The sequence below is a fragment of the Larkinella rosea genome, assembly GCF_003858635.1.
GTDB lineage: Bacteria > Bacteroidota > Bacteroidia > Cytophagales > Spirosomataceae > Larkinella > Larkinella rosea.
The window spans coordinates 1,514,488-1,531,777 of the sequence record NZ_RQJO01000008.1; the positions used below are offsets into that span (position 1 = coordinate 1,514,488).

The following is a 17,290-nucleotide window of genomic DNA, read 5'->3' on the forward strand; positions in this document are numbered from 1 at the left end:
TGCCGCCGGAGCTCCGTGCTCGATTGACAAGCCGAAACCTGCCTGTCACTTAGTTGAAATACCGATCGGCAAAAAGCAGGAACGTGGGCCAGTTCGGGCCGGTGGTATGACCCCCGCTGTGCTGCCGAAAAGCCACGTCGCCGTCGACCAGGGCGGTTTCGATGGGCGGAAATTCCATCGTTCCCATGTCTTTTCTGCCCAGTAGTTTATAAACCGGTCCGGCATACGCGCCCCCCAGAAACATTCCCTTGGCATCGACCCAGTTGCCCTCCACTTTGGGCGAACCGGAGCTGATGAAAACCGGTCGCGGGGCGCAAAGGGCCACCAGTTCGTGCGCATCGACAGGTAAATCGTTGGGTGTCAGTGGTCCGGCGTATTTGATGAAATTGCCCGCCATCCAGTGGTATTCGCCGGATGCCGCCACATTTTCGACCTGCTCACCGAATTTACGCCGGTGAATTTTGACTCCGCCTTCGCCCGACGACCCCACAAAGGCAATGGCAAACCGGGGTTCATACGCCATCGTAACGGCAGTTGCCTTGCCGTAGCGCGAAAGCCCTTCGATACCTACTTTCCTGGCGTCGACGGCTTTGTCGGTTTCAAAGTAATCGAGCGCCCGGCTGGCTCCCCAGGCCCAGGCCCGCAAGGCCCCCCAATCGTCGGGCTTCCGGGGCTGCCCTTTGTTGACCAGACCAATGATGCCCTTCGTCAAACCCGCGCCGTTGTCGGCCTGGTAACTGGTGGGATAAATGACCGCATAGCCCCAGCCCTTGGCCAGCAGTTGCTGCTGCCAGGTCGGTTCGGGCTTGGCCGGTAGCGTAGTAGCGGGCGGATTGGGCATTCGAAAACCGGGTGGAAACCGAAAACCGTAGCTCATCATGACCGGTACCGGGCTGGTCGAATTGGCTGGCGTCGAGAGGGTTAGTTCAATGTCAACCTTGATGGCCGGGTAGGATGAATTGTCGACGTGGCCTTGTAGCGTTTTGGTAATTACCGGAAAATCGCCGTTCATTTCTTTCTTCTCGCTGATCACTTCCCAGGTCACTTTCGGCAGGTTTTTCGGCACGCGTCCGTAAATTTCCCGATCAAAATCCTCCACAATTTCCGGGCGTCGCTGTTGCCACCATTGTTTCGCCGTCGTTACTTTTTTGCCATTTTTCAACACCAACGGATCGGGTAAACGGGTATATGGACTAGCCTGCGATTCGTCGACGTTGGCGGCATTGGGCGCTTCCGGATTGCCCGACGGACCGGGCCGGAGCGCGGTGATGTGCAACTGCTCCAACATCTGTTTATGATCCTTTTCCGACTGCTCTTTGATGATTGCCTGGGCCGCCAGAAACGCTTTTCGGGTCGAATCCGGCTCCTGCGCTCTGGCCGTTAATGCGGTCAGGACGAGGGCTGTAAGAAAATAAATACTACTTTTCATGAGCGATTCAGTTGCTGGTTAGGAATAGACAGAAAACGTTAGTGACTGGTGGTAAAGGGAGAAGCCGGTAACCCCTCCCGATTAGACAGATTAGCTCCTTCCGGATTGTCGGCCCAGGCGTAGCGCACCGTCACCGGATTCGGCACCTGATCGTTCCAGACAACAACCTGATTGCCTTCGATTTTGGCACTTGCCCAGACAAACCGGTGGTCGGCACCCGCAATGGCGAAATGCTTCAATGCACCACCGCCTTTAGCCACCAACCCGCTGCCCGTTTGGGAAAACGTGAGCCTGATTTTCGAACCTTCCCGCTTCATCGATTGGTAAACCGGGCCGGAATAAACGACGGTTTTACCGCCATAGGCCAGGTGTTCGGCGGCCAGGGCCAGTCGTTTGCCGACGGTTTCTTTGTTCAACGGATGAATATCGTTCCACTCGCCCACATCCGTTGCAACCACCATGGCGGTTTTCGGAACGGATAAGGTTTTGAACTGTGCGTCGCGTAATTCGGCCCACTGGCTTTCGGAAGGCTGGTTTTTTGCCGGGAGGTAATTAGCCAGCTGAACGAACAAAAACGGAAACTGACCTTGCTGCCAGTGGTTCCGCCAGTCGGCGATCAGCGCCGGAAACGACCGGCGGTATTCGCTCGCATTTTCTGTGTTGGCTTCGCCCTGGTACCAGATAACTCCTTTGATCGCGTAATTCAGCAGGGGCGCAATCAGGGCGTTGAACAGACCTTCCGGTTTATACTGGAAAAACGTCGTGCCGGGCATCGGTCCCGACACCGCCCCAACCTGATACTGCCAGCTTCCCTTGAGGTCAATCATTTGCCCGTTAGCCACCAGCTGATACGGTTTGTCGGGAATAAAACCGCCCTTTTCGGCTGTATTGATCACCCGAACGACCAGCGTATTTTTGCCGGTTTTCAGCAGATTGGCGGGTAGTTCATACCGCCGGGGCGGGTATTGGTAACCGATCGAACCGGCGAATGTGCCGTTGATAAAAACCGAATCGCTGTCGACAATCCGACCCAGAAAGAGTTTGGCGGGTTTATTCGTCATTTCGGCCGGAACCTCGATCTCTTTCCGAAACCAGACCACGCCGTTGCCTTTTGGTACGCCCGCATCTTCCCAAAAACCGGGTAGTTGCATGGTCGGCCAGTCCGATGCGTCGTAGGTTGGATCGGTCCAGTTTTTCTCGCCCTGCCAGCCTTTATCATTTTTACGTAAATTGTTGTACCACAAGCCAATAGCGGTTTTTTCGCTTTGCTGAACTCCGGCTACATACGCGCTGTCTTTTACTTTCTCGGCCGTTGCCAGATGATTTGGGAAACGTTTCAGAGCGTCTTCGCTCAGCCAGGCTTCGGCCGGAGAACCACCCACGCTGGCGTTGATGAGGCCAATCGGAACGCGGTATTTTTCGTAAAGATCGCGGGCGAAAAAATAGCCGACCGCCGAAAACCGCAATACGTTCTGAGGAGTTGCGGCTTCCCAACGTCCCGGCGGCACATCGTCCTGCGGCTGTTGAAAGTTGTAGCGGGTCGGCAGGAAAAAATGCCGGATGGCCGGATTCTTCGCCTGCGCAATTTCGTTCGGATAGCGCTCCTTGACCCGTTCCATCGGTAACACCATGTTCGACTGCCCGGAGCAAACCCAGACATCGCCGATCAGTATATCGTTGACTTTCAACTGATTACTGCCCTGAACGGTAAGTTGATAAGGCCCTCCCGCTTTCATGGCGGGCAGTTGGAGCTTCCATTTGCCGTCGGAGCCGGTTTGGGCTTTACCGGTTTTCCCATTTAAGGTCACTCCGACGGTTTCCCCGGCTTTGGCCCAGCCCCAGACGTTGATGGGGATATCGCGTTGCAAAACCATCCCATCGCTGATCAGACGCGGAAGCCGAACCTGACCAAAAACCGCCTGACTGCTCATCACCAGCAGCCAGACAAACCCAATTTGGAGGGCAGAAACGCGTAAGACGATGAACCCGGTTTTCATAAATTCCCTTTGGGAAGACGAGCAATCCGTTCGTGGTTTAACAGAAACCCACCCCGGCAATATCGGAAGTTTTCTGACTAAAAAAGCCGCCTGTTCCCAATGGCCGGAAAAAATAATCGAATCCCACGCGTTTTGAACCTACTCCGAAAAAACCGGGCTACTGGCAGGCAACCGCCCCGCCCGGGCATTTTTATTTATCCCGAAAGTAGACTTACTTCGTGTTCGATTACTCGCGACCCACAAAGAGCTTTTACTCCGAAAAACCATGTTAAAAATTTCCCTCAGTCTGGTGTATGTTTTTCTGATCCTGATCGCCCTGGTAGGGAAATTCGGGACATCGGAAAAATCGCTCAAAAATATTGATTATCAGGCCGCTGCATCGCAGCCCAAACCCAGAGTTCAGCCCCAGACGAGCGGGCCCGACGATATTGTGCTGACCACCTTTGCCGGCCCCGATCTGACCCCCAGCCCGGCCTGCCTGGCCGTGGCGCCTACCGGTGAGGTTTACGTGGGCGTGGATATGATCGGATCGCTGGGGAAAACGCCGGGCAAAGGATATGTGATCAAACTGGTTGACAGCAACAACGACGGCAAGGTTGATCAGCACACCCGGTACGCGATGGTCGATAATCCGCGCGGGATCATCGCCAACGGCGATCAGCTGTTTGTTCTCCACACGACGTTTTCGGCCGAAACCGGCAAAGCCAGCGGCATGGATCTGGTGGTTTTCGAAGATAAAAACCAGGATGGCGTGGCCGATGGACCGTCGAAACCGCTCATTCAAAACATCAGTTCACCAAAATTCCTGCAAAGCCGGGGTACCGACCACGCGACCAACGGAATCCGGATGGGCATCGACGGCTGGATTTACATCGCCGTTGGCGATTTTGGGTTCCACGATGCCGTGGATCGTTCCGGTAAAAAGATGACGCAACTCGGCGGAGGCATCGTGCGTGTTCGGCCGGACGGCACCGAAATGGAAGTATATACGCACGGGATGCGGAATATTTACGACGTTGCCATTGACCCATTGATGAACACGTTCACCCGGGATAATACCAATGACGGCGGGGGATGGAATATTCGTTTCAGCCACCAGATTCAATCGGGCGAATACGGTTATCCGGTTCTGTTCAAGGGCTTTACGGATGAAATTATTCCTGCTTTGGTCGATGTGGGTGGTGGTTCCGGTACGGGTTCGCTGTTTCTGGACGACCCGACCTGGCCGGAAAAATACAATCGCGTTCCGATGATGGCCGACTGGGGGCGTAGCCAGTTGTATATCCACCGCGTGACGCCGGATGGACCAAGTTACACGCAGAAAGAAGAGGAATTTATTAAACTGGCGCAGATCACCGATGTGGATGTCGACGCGTCGGGTCGGATGTATCTGTCGGCCTGGGATGGCGCAGGGTACTCCGGAAATCCGGCTAAGGGATTCGTGGAGCGGGCCGTACCCGTCAACTGGAAATACGAGCCTTTTGAAAACGTTAAAAAAGCCTCTGTCAATCAGTTAAGTGTCTTGTTGAAATCCGGTAGTGCCGTGGCCCGTCTGGCAGCCCAGCAGGAATTGTTGACCCGCCCCGCTAAAAATGCCGCTCCTGCCGCCTGGAAAATTGCCGCCGACAAAAGCCTGTCGCTGTCTGCCCGCGTGGCGGGTATGTATACCTACGCGCAGCTTGCGGGTGAAGAAGGCGTTCCGAATCTGGTGAAACTGACAACGGAGAACGATTTCCGGGAATTTGCCTTGCGGGCCCTGGCCGATCGAAAACCGTATCTCAAAACCGTACCCATCGAGCCCTTTCTACAGGGACTAAAAGATCCTTCGGAGCGCGTTCGACTCGCGGCTACCATCGGTTTAGGCCGTTTGGGACGGATCGAAGCGGCTCCGGCCTTGTTGCAGGTGAAAGTTCCGGCGTCGTTTGTGGCCCCGGCCAAGGGAACGGAAGGTCCGCATGCGACGCCTAACGCGGCCCTGGTTCCGGCGCACATTGCGGTGCGGACGCTGGTGAGCCTGAATGCGGTCGATGCGTGTGTGAACGCCATTGGGACCGAAAATTCGACGATTGCCCTCTGGGCGTTGCGGTATATGCACGACCCGAAAGCCGTCACCGGGTTGATTGCGGCTTATCAAAAGTCGAAGGATGAAACCTTGAAAAAACAAATTCTGATTACGTTGTCGCGGTTGTATAAAAAGGAAGCCGATTACGACGGTTCCTGGTGGTGGAGCACGCGCCCCGATACACACGGTCCTTATTACAAAGGAGTTACGTGGGCGTCGTCGCCGGTAATCAAGGATTTTCTGACGCAGGAATGGTCGAAAGCCGACGAAACCGGTAAGCAATTTTATGCGGATCTGAACGGTCGGCACCGCATGGAAATTACCGAGTTTGGGGGCGAAGAAGTCGTGGCTGCGAAGGAAGAAACGAAAGTCGATCTCGAGAAAATCAGAAACCAGAAGGGGCAGGTTGGGAAAGCGTCGATTGAGGATGTGATGCTGGCAATGGCGAAAATCCCGGGCGATCCGGCGTTGGGCAAAACGTTGTTTACCCAACAAGGCTGCATTGCCTGCCACAGCCTGAGCAAAACCGAGACAATGAAAGGCCCATTTATGGGACAAATCGGTTCGATCATGAACCGGGAACAGATCGCCGAATCGATTCTGAAGCCCAATGCGTCGATTTCGCAGGGGTTTGCAACGGTACAGATCACGGCCAAAGGTAACAAAACGTACCTGGGCTTTGTCACGGAAGAAAGCTCCAGCCGCGTGGTGCTGCGGGATATTACGGGGCAGGTTTCTACGATCAAAGCCAGCGACATTCTTTCGCGGAAAGAACTGGAAACATCCATGATGCCGACCGGTTTGGCCAATGCGCTCTCGTACGAAGAATTTGCCTCGCTGATCACGTTTTTGTCGCAGCAGAAAAAGTAAGTACAGTTTACGGTTTTTGGTATTCGGTTTACGCCGGACCATCGCTACGGTAGCTGACGCACGCTTTCGGAACGTGTCAGTCCCGGCGGGGGAACTGCACCGCTCCGGCAGCCCGGCGTAAACTGAAAACCGAATACCGTAAACCTATTATTGGATTTAACCCATAATTTTTAGTAAATCCATCGGTCTGACTGCTTTAGGTAGGAAAAGCGCCTAAGCCACTCTGCTCTATGACCGTCGGACTGTTCATCCCTTGTTACGTAAACCAGTTTTACCCACAGGCAGCCATTGCCACGCTTCAACTGCTGCAGAAACTGGGGGTCGATGTGGTGTATCCGCCCCGGCAGACGTGTTGCGGACAGCCGATGGCCAATTCCGGGTTTGAACACCTGACGCAGGAATGCAATGATCTTTTTCTGGAGAATTTTGCCCGCTTCGATTACATCGTTGCGCCCTCGGCCAGTTGCGTACTGCACGTTAAACAGCACTTGCATTCGACTGAGGATCAGGCACTGGCGGATCGTACTCGGTCGAGTGTTTACGAATTGGTCGAGTTTCTGACCGATGTGCTGAAAATCGATGCTTTGAAAGCACGGTTTCCGCACAAAGTCGGGATTCACCAGAGTTGCCACGGTTTGCGGGGCCTGTATCTGGCGCAAATGAGTGAACTCAACGCAGTGCCGTTTTCCAAACCGGTTCAGCTATTAAACATGGTGGAAGGGCTGGAGCTGGTCGATCTGGACCGGCCCGACGAATGCTGCGGTTTTGGGGGTACATTTTGTGTGGCCGAAGAAGCGGTTTCGGTTAAAATGGGCCGGGACCGGGTGACTGACCACGTGAAAAACGGGGCCGAATACATTACGTCCGTCGATCTTTCGTGCCTGATGCACCTCGAAGGCATTCTGCACCGGAACAAGAGCGCCGTAAAAGCCGTACACATTGCAGAAATTTTAAATTCGACCATGTGATGGAAACCAAAACGAAAGATCATGCCGCGCTGGCGGAAGCGTTTATCAAAGACGAGGAACACGTCAACTGGCACGACGGGGCGCTTTGGTGGATTCGCCAAAAACGGGATATTGCGTCGAAACAAATCCCGGAATGGGAAGCCCTGCGCGAAGCCGCTTCCCAAATAAAAAGCAACGTGTTGTCGAATCTGCACGATTACCTGTTGCAGTTTGAAGCCAATCTGATCAAAAACGGCATCACCGTTCACTGGGCGTCCGACGCGGAAGAGCACAACCGCATTGTGTATTCGATTCTGAAAGCGAAGGAGATCAACCAGATGATCAAGAGCAAATCGATGCTCACCGAAGAATGCCACCTGAACGAATACCTGGCCGAACGCGGCATCGACGTCATCAATTCCGATCTGGGTGAATACATTCAACAGCTTGATAATGAGCCACCCAGCCACATTGTCTTGCCCTGCATTCACAAACGGAAGGAGGAAATTGGCGAGATTTTTCACGAACACCTCGGCACCGAAAAAGGTGTTTCGGACCCGACCACACTGACCCGGTTTGCCCGACGGCACCTTCGCAATGCCTTCATTACCCGTCGCGCGGCCCTGACCGGTGTTAATTTTGCCGTGGCCGAAACCGGTGAGTACGTCGTTTGCACCAACGAAGGAAATGCCGACATGGGTGCGCATTTGTCAGACGTGCAGATTGCCTCGATGGGCATCGAAAAGATCGTTCCGCAGAAGAAGCATCTGGGTATATTTTTACGGCTACTGGCCCGCAGTGCGACCGGCCAGCCGATCACCATTTACTCCAGCCATTTTAAAAAACCGCGCGAAGGGCAGGAAATGCACCTGATTCTGGTCGATCTCGGACGAACCCGCCAGCTGGGCCGGCCCGAGTTTCGGGAATCATTGAAATGTATCAAATGCGGGGCTTGCATGAATACCTGCCCGGTCTACCGGAAAAGTGGCGGCCTAAGTTATCATAACACCATTTCCGGGCCAATTGGGGCCATTCTGGCCCCGAATCTGGATATGAAACGGCACGCCGATCTGCCCTTTGCCTCAACCCTCTGCGGTTCCTGTTCCAATGTCTGCCCGGTAAAAATTACTATTCATGATCAGCTGTATCAGTGGCGGCAGGTCATTGTGAAAGAGGGGTTTGCGGCCAATACCAAGGTGTTGGGTATGAAAGCAATGGCCTGGACGTTGTCGTCGCCGGGCTCGTATGCGCGCATGGGGCGGGCCGGTCGGTGGGTGTTGAACAACATTCCGTTTGCCATCAATAATAAGCTCAATCCCTGGTATAAACAACGCGAAATGCCGGACGGGCCGAAGGAGTCCTTTGGGGAATGGTATGCCAGGAACCAGAAGGAAAACGGTTCCGATAAAAAATAAAAACCGCTGATCACTGTAACTGAAAACCGGAATGAACACCCGAGAAAGTATTCTGGCTGCGGTTTTGAAAAACCAGCCACCCGCGAGCCCGCTACCCGACATCTCCGCGTTTAAGGGCAGTCGTCAGGACGTTGTCGACAACTACCAGGCGGTTTTTACCAGCATCGGCGGAATCGTCCATGTTGTCAATAGTTTCGCCGAAATCAACGACCGGATTCGGGCGAATTTCGATCCAACGAAACGCATCATTACAACTTTGCCAGCGATGGCCGGTTATGTCGAGTTGATGTCCGCGACGGCAGATCCGCGCACATTCGATGACGTGGAACTGGCCGTGATTGATGCCCAATTGGCCGTGGCGGAAAATGGGGCGGTCTGGTTACCGGAACAGCACATGGGGCAGCGGATCATACCTTACATCTGTCAGCATCTGGCTGTTGTGGTTCCGGCCGAAATCATTGTTCCGACGCTTCACGAAGCTTATGCGCAGATCGGAGCGGGAGATTACGGTTTTGCGGCTTTCATCGGCGGACCTTCCAAAACCGCTGACATTGAACAGGCTCTCGTGATGGGGGCGCACGGTCCGATTACGATGACGGTTTTTATATTGGTCTGATAATCTGTTAATAATTAGTTAATTAACGATTTGCTGAATAATGTTGCCAATCTGGCAACATTATTTTTTTCGACTCATCATTTCTTTCGCTTCCTGAACCAGCTGGATAATTCGGTCGCAGACCGCTGCAAACGTTGGCGCTTCCGGATCCAGTTTGGAAACCGTATTCGCGATTTCGGTTACCATTCGGTTTACCTTCGCTTTATTCCCGGTGGGTTTCGCGATTTCAGGCTGATCCGGTTCCTGAAAGGCTACTAAATCGGCCAGGGAAAGGGGCGAAGCGATCGGTTGAGCCGATCGTCCAAGCGCCCGGATGACGTCCTTCGCTATTTTTTGATTTCCCCGCAGCACATCCTGTTTCAGTTCAGGCGTCAACTTGTCGATGCCTTCCGAGAATTCCCGGTCGCGGTGAATGGTACGCGGAGAGACATTGAACTCCTTCGCCAGCCGATCCTGCGTTCGCTGACCGGTTTTCGTTTCCGCGTCCTCCTCCTGAACCGGTCGCCCGGCGGCCTGTCGTTCATTCCGGTATTTGAGTCCGCGCAGGTACGACATTTGTTCGGGCGTCAGATTCCGGCGACCCAACTGGTTTTCGATCATGAATTCGCGAACGGCCTGAAGCGTTGGAAACTCACGAAGCATGACCTTAAAATCAATGCCGTGTTGGGTGCAGATCGCATACCGATTGTGTCCGTCGATCAACACATTCAGGGGAGAATCGTTGTCCGAATTGTCGATTACGCCCTGCGTCGTTTGCCAGATCAGCAGTGCTTCCCGGCAGCCATCCTTGCGAATATTGGCTTCTAATTGCTCATATTCAGCGGTTTGCAGCGCGGGAATCAGCGATTGGAGCTCGGGCAAAACCGTAATACTCTTCTTGACTTCGTCCAGCACATTCTGCATTAAATTGGCGGTATTTCGGTGGAGAACCGGGGCGTCGCCGGAAGCCGTTGCGAATCGTTTCATGCGAAAGAAAAGGAATCATTTTTGGCCAGTACTTCATCGGCAAGCGACTGATAATCAACCGATCCTGCTGAGTTGGCTTTGTAATCAAAAATAGTTTTACCGACGTATTGGGATTCCGCGATGGCGATATTTTGCCGGATTTCTGTTTTGAAAAAGGGCTGTCCCTTTAAATCGCCCCGGACTTTCGACATTAATTCGCGGTGGAGCACCAACTGCGGATTCACCTGCGCCATGACGATGCCTTCCACCTTCAGCCGGGGATTGAACGATTCCTTTATGTCAAAAATCAACTCCAGCAAATTATACATTCCCTTAACGGCGGAAGCTTCCGGTTCGAGCACCACCAGCGCGGCCGTTGAAGCCACCAGTGCCGAATACGTAAAGATATTGAGCGAAGGCGGACAGTCGATCAGAATGTAATCGTACTGGGCCCGGAAAGGAGCGAGGGCGTTCCGGAAACGCAGAACGCCACTGGGTGTTTTGATCAGTTCGGCTTCGGCTCTCGCCAGTTCCAGGTCACTCGGCACCACGTCGTATCGATCCGAAAGCGTCATAACGGGCAGTGGCGCGTTCCGGGTCAGTGCCTGTAGCAACTGATTTTCCGGGTTATGAATGCCCAGGCTTTGGGAAAGATTGCCCTGCGAATCCATATCGATCATCAACACGGACTGATCGCGGTTCACCAATCCTTTGCCCAGATTAATCGTTGTCGTGGTTTTGCCCACTCCACCTTTGTGATTAACCACGGCCAGCACGATAGCCCGTCGGTTGCGAAACTCCTCGAAGCCGTACTGAACCAAAACCGGTTCCAGGGCCCGCAGGTGGGTGTCCGTCAGGGTGCGCTGCCCACTCATTGCTTTCGCCAGCGTACCGGTTGGCAACCCGGCTTCTTTCGTAAGACCCGCGTAGGAGAGCGTCGGTTTCTTTTTAAGAAAAGCGTACACTTCTTGGTGTGTAATCATAAACAGCCGGATTATTGTCGCCCTAAATGTATACCCATTTTTTTGATGGACCGGTTTTTTGGTATGAAAAGATACCCAAAGCAGAGGTTTGGGCTTCCAACGGGTTGGGGATAATTAGTAAAAATACCGGGATAAGGACCGGTTTTCCGTGAAAGCCATTCCGTACAAAACCGCTCGCTGGCAGGGCCGATCCGGGTACCTGATCAATTTTTGTGATCAATTTCGGATTCGTGTGACTTTTTTGCGGGAGGCCAGTCTATATAAGCAAAGTCTTTGTCAATAATGCCCTAATAACTGGATTAAGGGCATTTTTACGGGTAAAGCAGCCTTGCGGAATGACCAGAAACAGGTTCTTTTTTTGAGAAAATGTTCCGGGAGTACCTAAAATCTTTGTATGTAGCTAGATACACTATGAAAAAAAAAATCTACCTCCTGGTGGGTCTTTTCCTGTTTGTTGCGGGTACCTCTTTCGCACAAAAAGGTAGATTCCACGTCCGCTTTCTGGTCCAGGCTATTAATTGTAATACCGGGAAAGCGGTTATCAACGTACAGGTGAAGGCCAGTGTCGCCGATAGTACGTTTTTGATGGGTGATGCCAATTACCGGTTCGATTATGATCCGCGAATTATCAATAATCCGACCATCCTGTCTCAGGTGAACTTTTCCAGCCAGGCACCCGCCAGCGACGTACGTTATGGTGTGCAGAACCTGAACGGGAGTACGTTTGGACCCACTAAAGGGACCGTTTCCCTGAATACGACCTACGGTGGCTCCGGAACCGGTGCCGCTCCCGTTGGCACCGACTGGATGACGGTTTCCACGATTCAGTTCGACATTGTCAATACCCAGTTAATTCAGAATAATTGCTTTCCGATTGTATGGCACACCGATAAACCAACTGATTTTCCAAATTGTGGAAGGACGAGAGCGGCATCTTTGATCAATACCGGTACGGTGACTTTAACATGGACGCCGACGTGAACTTCTCCGACAGCGTGTTGTGGAAGAAAAACAACGGCCGCTATTCCAAAGTACCACATTGATGGAAACCGCCGGTTCGATGCGCTCTGCCATTGAACCGGCGGTTATCTGCAACAGTTTGAATGGGGTTTAACGAAAAATAAGGTCTATGAAACGGTTTCTCTTTTTAGTAGCGGTCTGTGTTTCATTTTTTGCCGAAGCGCAAAATGGTCGTTTCGATGTGCGTTTGCAACTAAATAAAGTAGACTGTGCCAATCAGAAATTGTACGTCGCTGTCGAAGTCAAAGCGCATGATGAAAGCAGTTCATTTTTGATGGGAAACGCTAATTTTCGTTTTTCGTACGACGCCCGGGTGATCAAAACGCCGACGATTGTCGATCAGCAGAATTTTACCAGCGAAGGAGCGAAAGGAAGCCTTAACTACAATCCTCTCTCGTTGAATGGATCGGCAGAGCGTAGCACGAAAGGCATTGTTTCCCTCAATATTCTGTACAGTGGCTCGGAGCAAAGTGCCGCTCAGGTAACGACGAGCTGGCTTCCCATTGCCACGATTCAGTTTGATCTGGTCAATGTCCGCGACAAAACCGGTACCCTGATTGAATGGAACGACGACAAGTCCTTCCCGGTGACGGGACTTAGTGAAGTAGTATTGAAGAAAAATGCGTCCGAATTCGACTATGATACCTACATTGCCAAAGCCGGTGGGGTATTTGAAGATTTGACTATAAAATCCGTGGCCGAGATGTGTTCCGGTTCCAATCCGGAAGCTGCGGGCGAACTGGCCATACCAGAAGGGTTTTCGCCCAATAACGATGGCACGAATGATCGGTTTGTTATCCGAAATTTGGGGAAGTTAACGGCCGATGTGACCATCTTCGACCGCAACGGAACTGTCATTTTTGAAGCGAAAGACTATCAGAACGACTGGGATGGCCGGGATCGCAACAAAGATTTGCCCGTTGGCACGTATTTCTACAGTATTCGCTTAAGTGATGGCCGGAAATTCACCCGATCATTGACGCTTTCCCGATGAAAATGAGCCCGTTCGGAATTTGCCGACGGGCTCATTTTTTCGCTAATCCTCCCTTTTGTTGTTCAGCAAACTTAGAAAGCCCTGAAACCGCTCCCGGTAAGCCGCTCCGAGCGGAATTTGGTGGTCGCCGATGGAAATTGTTCGACTGGAATAGCTGGTCATCTTCGCCAGATTGACGATGTATGATTTGTGAACCCGTAAAAATTGCTCATTAGGAAGCCCCTGTTCCAGATTGGAAATAGTGTCATTGACGGCATCCACCTTCTGACGCCTGATAATCTTGGAATAAATCCCATAGGCCTGTACGTAATCGATATCCTGATAGTCAAACCGTTGAAACGAATAGCCCATTTTGAGGAAAATAAATGGATGTTTCGTTGCATTGCCAGTAGTGAGCTGAGCGCTTAACGCCCGGTTGATGGCGCGTGTAAACCGTAGAAAAGTAAACGGTTTTAGCAGATAATCCACGACACCCAGATCGAAACTATCAACGGCAAAATCCGCATGGGTCGACGTTACAATAACCGGTATGTGTTTGGGAAACGAACGAATCATGTCAAGCCCGGTCTGGTCGGGCTTGTGCATATCCAGCCATACCAGGTTGTATGATTTTTGCCGGAGCATTTTCCAGGCTTCCGTTAAGGAAGTGCATACATCGGCCGCAGAAAAAAGCGGCAATTGGTTGAGGTAATTACTCAACTCAGTCGTGTTTGAATCGCCAATGATAAGACACTGCTTTGGTGCCATGATAAAAAGGTCAGATTACTTTGGTTGAAGGACAGAGAATTGGTACGCATTAAAAATGTCACTCCTGTAGCCGTTCATTCACGGTATCCGGCTTACTCAATTTTTAAATCATTCTGAGAACCGGCAGGCGATTCGAATTTGCCGGAAAACAGAAATGGGTGATAATGGGCCCGGTGAAAGAGTGATAAGGGTAGACGGGAAATCTCCCATTTGAAGAAAACCAGTTGCGTATTCATGGTATACGTTTCTTAAAAAATAATGATTGATTTTAAGCGTAAATGGTAGTCATCACTCCGATAAATCATCGAAGATTTCCTAAGCAAAGAACGGATAGGAAAACATGAGAATCCTGCCAAAACACTGAGGTAATCCTGCCAAACGCGGAAAAAAAGGCTTTTGGCGAACTAATTTTTGGATTCTACGTAGAAAAAAGGAAATGGAGAGGCAGGGGTTTTTAAACGGGAAGAAGAGCGGTTTTGAACCGCTGACTGTCTGAACGAGCAGATGGGGAAGAAGAATTTGGGTAGTTTTTTGCCCTCAACCAGCCGGGCGTTTTCAGCTATTCCGGAAAATGGCTCCGGAATAGCTGTGATGACTTAGAGTCCGCTGAGTTCGGATTCGGTAAAGGCTTTCTGGCGGCCAGATAATTTAGCGCGTTTCTGGGCCACTTCGTCCGTGGTGACGGTTTCGGCGTTATTCCGCCACGATTTTCGGATGTAACTGAGCAATTGAGCAATGTCTTCACTGGGCATATCTTTGTCATAGCCAATGCCCGGCATGTCTCCACTGACCTCGGGCGTTTGGTAGATGTGGCCGTTTACTTTTACCGGTCCCGTCAATCCGAAGAGAACGATGGAAATCAGCTTGTCTTTGTTTCCGGTTACCCATTCCGACTGATTCAACGGCGGCCCCAGCGATTTGATACCGTTTCCGTCGGCACCGTGACAGGTCTGGCAAACGGATGTAAACAACGCTTCGCCTTTGGGAAACTGTTTTTTCAGTACTTCCGGATTACGATTCGCCAGCGTGTTTTTCGCCGTAGCCGTGGCCCGTCGCAGTTGTCGGTAAATGGTCGCATTCTGATCACTGACCGAGGCCGTAAGCTCCTGCTCAAACTGGACTTCCTGATCCTGAAGATTGCTCGTCACGGCGTCGGCCACGTAGCGGTTTTGCGGATAAACCGCCGAAAGTCGCGTCAGGAGCTGGCGCGCAGCTGACGGGTTAAACTCCGCAATTGAATGGGCCAGGAAACCGATGTAAGGGGCGGATAACGTGTCTTTTGAGTCCAGTAGTTTCGTCAACGACGCCGTTAATTTAGGCTCGCTGGTCGCTGTGATCACCGAAGGAACGGCGCTGAGTGCCTGCATCCGGATAGGCCAGACCGGTTTTTCCAGGGCAGTAAGAACGTCTTCCGAAGTGAGTTTTTCCAACCCTTCCAGTGTCCAGAGAGCGTGGATCGCCAACAAGGTGTGGCCGGATTGGGCGGCCGTTTGCAGGGCCGGAACCAGTTGAAGGTATTTCCGGTCGATGATGGTCTGTTGCGCTTTATCCCGTACCCACCCGTTCGCGTGGCCCAGCAGGCTGACCAGTTGGTCGGGAACATCCGGCAGGGCCACCACCGAAGAAGGTTTGTTTTTAGGAACTACTTTGTAAATACGACCGGCCGACAACGGCTGTGTAAGCGCCCTTTTTTTGATTTCATTCTTTAGATAAGGGGTTGCATAGGTTTTATGCTGGATAATGCCCCGGTACATGTCCACGATGTACAAGGCTCCGTCGGGGGCGTTATAGAGGCTGACCGGGCGAAACCGCTCATCCGTACTCGCCAGAAATTCGCGGCCCTGATACGCCTGGGTTCCTTTGACAACGTAGCCGTTTTCCGAGAGAATATTCCGTTTGATGAGGTTGGCCGAAGGTTCCGGAACGAACGCGTTCCACGAATAACCGCTCCCGAAAAGCGCACCGCGGTAAATCACCGGAGCAGAAGCTGCCGTGAATTCATTGAGTTTCAGGCTGTCGTTTAAAACGCCCTTCATATAGCCCCGATTTACGCCGGGAGTGGGCCGGATTGGATACACTTTATTGTCGGCCACCGACTTTTCATTGAAACCCGCTACGCCCCGCTGGTTTTTATTCCAGGCACCAAAACCGGGTGAGAAATAATCGCCGAGCAGGTTCTGGGAATTATTGTTGTAGTATAACCGCCCGTAATCATCCTGACTGATGCCCCATTGCCCGCGGAAATGGGTATGTTCGATCAGCCATTTGTCGCCTTTTTTTCGGTAGCGTTTATCGGATTTTGCGTTGTAAATCCAGTTATCCAGTCCGCGCAGCAAACCGTTGGGCTGGTGTTCGACATTTCCGCCAACCGTGTATTTTGCATCGACCAGTTCGCGACCAACCACTTTGCCGTTCCGCAACGTATAAAACCACAAGTTTGTGGGTTCGGCAACCAGAATGCCATTGTCGATCAGACAGATGGCTCTGGGTAAAACGAGCGAATCGATCATTACTTTACGATCGTCGTATACACCGTCCCGGTTTTTGTCTTCCAGCAAAACCACCTTTCCATTCGGCTGATCTTCCCCGGTTCCGATGGTGTCGGGCATGTATCCGGGCATTTCGACCACCCACATCCGGGCTTTGTCGTCGAATAGCATCGCGACGGGCGTGCTGACCAGGGGCTCGGCCGCTACGAGTTTCAGCTCAAAACCGTCTTCCAGCCGAACCCGTTTCATCGACGCTTCGGGAGTCAGAAAGGGCGATTTCGTAAAATCGACCGTTTCGTCCGGAGCAGACTGAACAGCGGTCGTTGAAGTGGAAGAAGAACCCGCCTGTTGACTGGTTTTGCAATACAGCAACGACAACGAAACCAGGGTGAGAAGGATCAGATAACGAAAGCTTTTCATTCAAATGACTACGTTCAGGGTTGTATAGCGGCAGGATGAACTGCCTCACAAATTTAGTTTTTAATACCATAACGATCCACACCGGGAATCCGATTTAAAACCAGAAGCATAAGTCACCCGGTTCGGCGATCTAACCATTAAATTTCCATGAAAACCAAAAGGAAGGAAACTTGCTGTGAATTGCGGCAAGGAGACTGGCGTTCTGCATCCTGAAAAAAAACTCCAGCATGCGGTACGTAGTCTTTGGGGGATTGTAGACAAAACCGGAAACCAAAAACGACCTCCGGTTTTTTGGGAGAATGCGAACGAGTCGGAAAGCCGCTACCGTTTTACCAGAGCCAGCCGATTGGCGGTCG

Annotated in this window: 12 protein-coding genes; 6 read left to right on the forward strand and 6 right to left on the reverse strand. The window is 52.1% G+C overall.

The genetic code is table 11. The annotated features are described in order from the left end of the window. Nucleotides 1-49: 49 nt before the first annotated feature. On the reverse strand, nt 50-1,429 hold the full coding sequence (locus EHT25_RS14895; protein ID WP_124875780.1) for a glucuronyl esterase domain-containing protein: 1,380 nt from the start codon (nt 1,427-1,429) through the stop codon (nt 50-52). A 38-nt stretch (nt 1,430-1,467) separates the two neighbouring features. Then, entirely contained in the window at nt 1,468-3,426 is a 1,959-nt protein-coding gene (locus EHT25_RS14900) for a sialate O-acetylesterase (protein WP_221622279.1), read from the reverse strand. Between the two features lie 265 nt (nt 3,427-3,691). Between EHT25_RS14900 and EHT25_RS14905 the strand changes: the two genes are divergently transcribed. From EHT25_RS14905 to EHT25_RS14920, 4 genes are all read left to right on the forward strand, one after another. Beyond that, a complete protein-coding gene (locus EHT25_RS14905; protein WP_124875782.1) occupies nt 3,692-6,358 on the forward strand; it encodes a PQQ-dependent sugar dehydrogenase in 2,667 nt (888 codons plus the stop codon). Nucleotides 6,359-6,588: 230 nt separating this feature from the next. Next, complete coding sequence (locus EHT25_RS14910; RefSeq protein ID WP_124875784.1) at nt 6,589-7,326, forward strand: (Fe-S)-binding protein; 738 nt, start codon at nt 6,589-6,591, stop codon at nt 7,324-7,326. Then, nucleotides 7,326-8,720 (forward strand): lactate utilization protein B, encoded by a 1,395-nt coding sequence (locus EHT25_RS14915; RefSeq protein ID WP_124875786.1) that lies wholly within the window; start codon nt 7,326-7,328, stop codon nt 8,718-8,720. Before EHT25_RS14910 ends, EHT25_RS14915 begins: the two co-directional genes overlap by 1 nt. 31 nt (nt 8,721-8,751) lie before the next feature. Continuing rightward, complete coding sequence (locus EHT25_RS14920) at nt 8,752-9,336, forward strand: LutC/YkgG family protein (RefSeq protein WP_124875788.1); 585 nt, start codon at nt 8,752-8,754, stop codon at nt 9,334-9,336. 60 nt (nt 9,337-9,396) lie between these two features. On the opposite strand, the gene EHT25_RS14925 is transcribed toward EHT25_RS14920, so the two are convergent. Beyond that, nucleotides 9,397-10,302 carry a hypothetical protein gene (locus tag EHT25_RS14925; RefSeq protein ID WP_124875790.1) on the reverse strand — a complete coding sequence of 302 codons (906 nt, stop codon included), beginning with the start codon at nt 10,300-10,302 and terminating at the stop codon, nt 9,397-9,399. Then, nucleotides 10,299-11,264: a ParA family protein gene (locus EHT25_RS14930; protein ID WP_124875792.1), complete on the reverse strand. Its 966-nt coding sequence runs from the start codon at nt 11,262-11,264 to the stop codon at nt 10,299-10,301. The genes EHT25_RS14925 and EHT25_RS14930 overlap by 4 nt, the downstream gene beginning before the upstream one ends. A gap of 411 nt (nt 11,265-11,675) precedes the next feature. Here EHT25_RS14930 and EHT25_RS14935 point away from each other — a divergent pair, with 411 nt between their 5' ends. Together EHT25_RS14935 and EHT25_RS14940 are read left to right on the forward strand one after the other, a co-directional pair. Continuing rightward, nucleotides 11,676-12,245 carry a hypothetical protein gene (locus tag EHT25_RS14935; protein WP_124875794.1) on the forward strand — a complete coding sequence of 190 codons (570 nt, stop codon included), beginning with the start codon at nt 11,676-11,678 and terminating at the stop codon, nt 12,243-12,245. Nucleotides 12,246-12,393: 148 nt separating this feature from the next. Further along, nucleotides 12,394-13,278 carry a T9SS type B sorting domain-containing protein gene (locus tag EHT25_RS14940; RefSeq protein ID WP_124875796.1) on the forward strand — a complete coding sequence of 295 codons (885 nt, stop codon included), beginning with the start codon at nt 12,394-12,396 and terminating at the stop codon, nt 13,276-13,278. 42 nt (nt 13,279-13,320) lie between these two features. Here the strand turns inward: EHT25_RS14940 and EHT25_RS14945 are convergent, their stop codons facing one another. Beyond that, complete coding sequence (locus tag EHT25_RS14945) at nt 13,321-14,025, reverse strand: LytR/AlgR family response regulator transcription factor (protein WP_124875798.1); 705 nt, start codon at nt 14,023-14,025, stop codon at nt 13,321-13,323. A 596-nt stretch (nt 14,026-14,621) separates the two neighbouring features. Then, entirely contained in the window at nt 14,622-16,934 is a 2,313-nt protein-coding gene (locus EHT25_RS14950) for a DUF7133 domain-containing protein (RefSeq protein WP_124875800.1), read from the reverse strand. Between the last annotated feature and the right edge of the window lie 356 nt (nt 16,935-17,290).

Coding starts and splice junctions, on each gene's coding strand:
- EHT25_RS14895 (WP_124875780.1), bottom strand. CDS start 1,429: ATGAAAAGTAGTATTTATTTTCTTACAGCCCTCGTCCTGACCGCATTA.
- EHT25_RS14900 (WP_221622279.1), bottom strand. CDS start 3,426: ATGAAAACCGGGTTCATCGTCTTACGCGTTTCTGCCCTCCAAATTGGG.
- EHT25_RS14905 (WP_124875782.1), top strand. CDS start 3,692: ATGTTAAAAATTTCCCTCAGTCTGGTGTATGTTTTTCTGATCCTGATC.
- EHT25_RS14910 (WP_124875784.1), top strand. CDS start 6,589: ATGACCGTCGGACTGTTCATCCCTTGTTACGTAAACCAGTTTTACCCA.
- EHT25_RS14915 (WP_124875786.1), top strand. CDS start 7,326: ATGGAAACCAAAACGAAAGATCATGCCGCGCTGGCGGAAGCGTTTATC.
- EHT25_RS14920 (WP_124875788.1), top strand. CDS start 8,752: ATGAACACCCGAGAAAGTATTCTGGCTGCGGTTTTGAAAAACCAGCCA.
- EHT25_RS14925 (WP_124875790.1), bottom strand. CDS start 10,302: ATGAAACGATTCGCAACGGCTTCCGGCGACGCCCCGGTTCTCCACCGA.
- EHT25_RS14930 (WP_124875792.1), bottom strand. CDS start 11,264: ATGATTACACACCAAGAAGTGTACGCTTTTCTTAAAAAGAAACCGACG.
- EHT25_RS14935 (WP_124875794.1), top strand. CDS start 11,676: ATGAAAAAAAAAATCTACCTCCTGGTGGGTCTTTTCCTGTTTGTTGCG.
- EHT25_RS14940 (WP_124875796.1), top strand. CDS start 12,394: ATGAAACGGTTTCTCTTTTTAGTAGCGGTCTGTGTTTCATTTTTTGCC.
- EHT25_RS14945 (WP_124875798.1), bottom strand. CDS start 14,025: ATGGCACCAAAGCAGTGTCTTATCATTGGCGATTCAAACACGACTGAG.
- EHT25_RS14950 (WP_124875800.1), bottom strand. CDS start 16,934: ATGAAAAGCTTTCGTTATCTGATCCTTCTCACCCTGGTTTCGTTGTCG.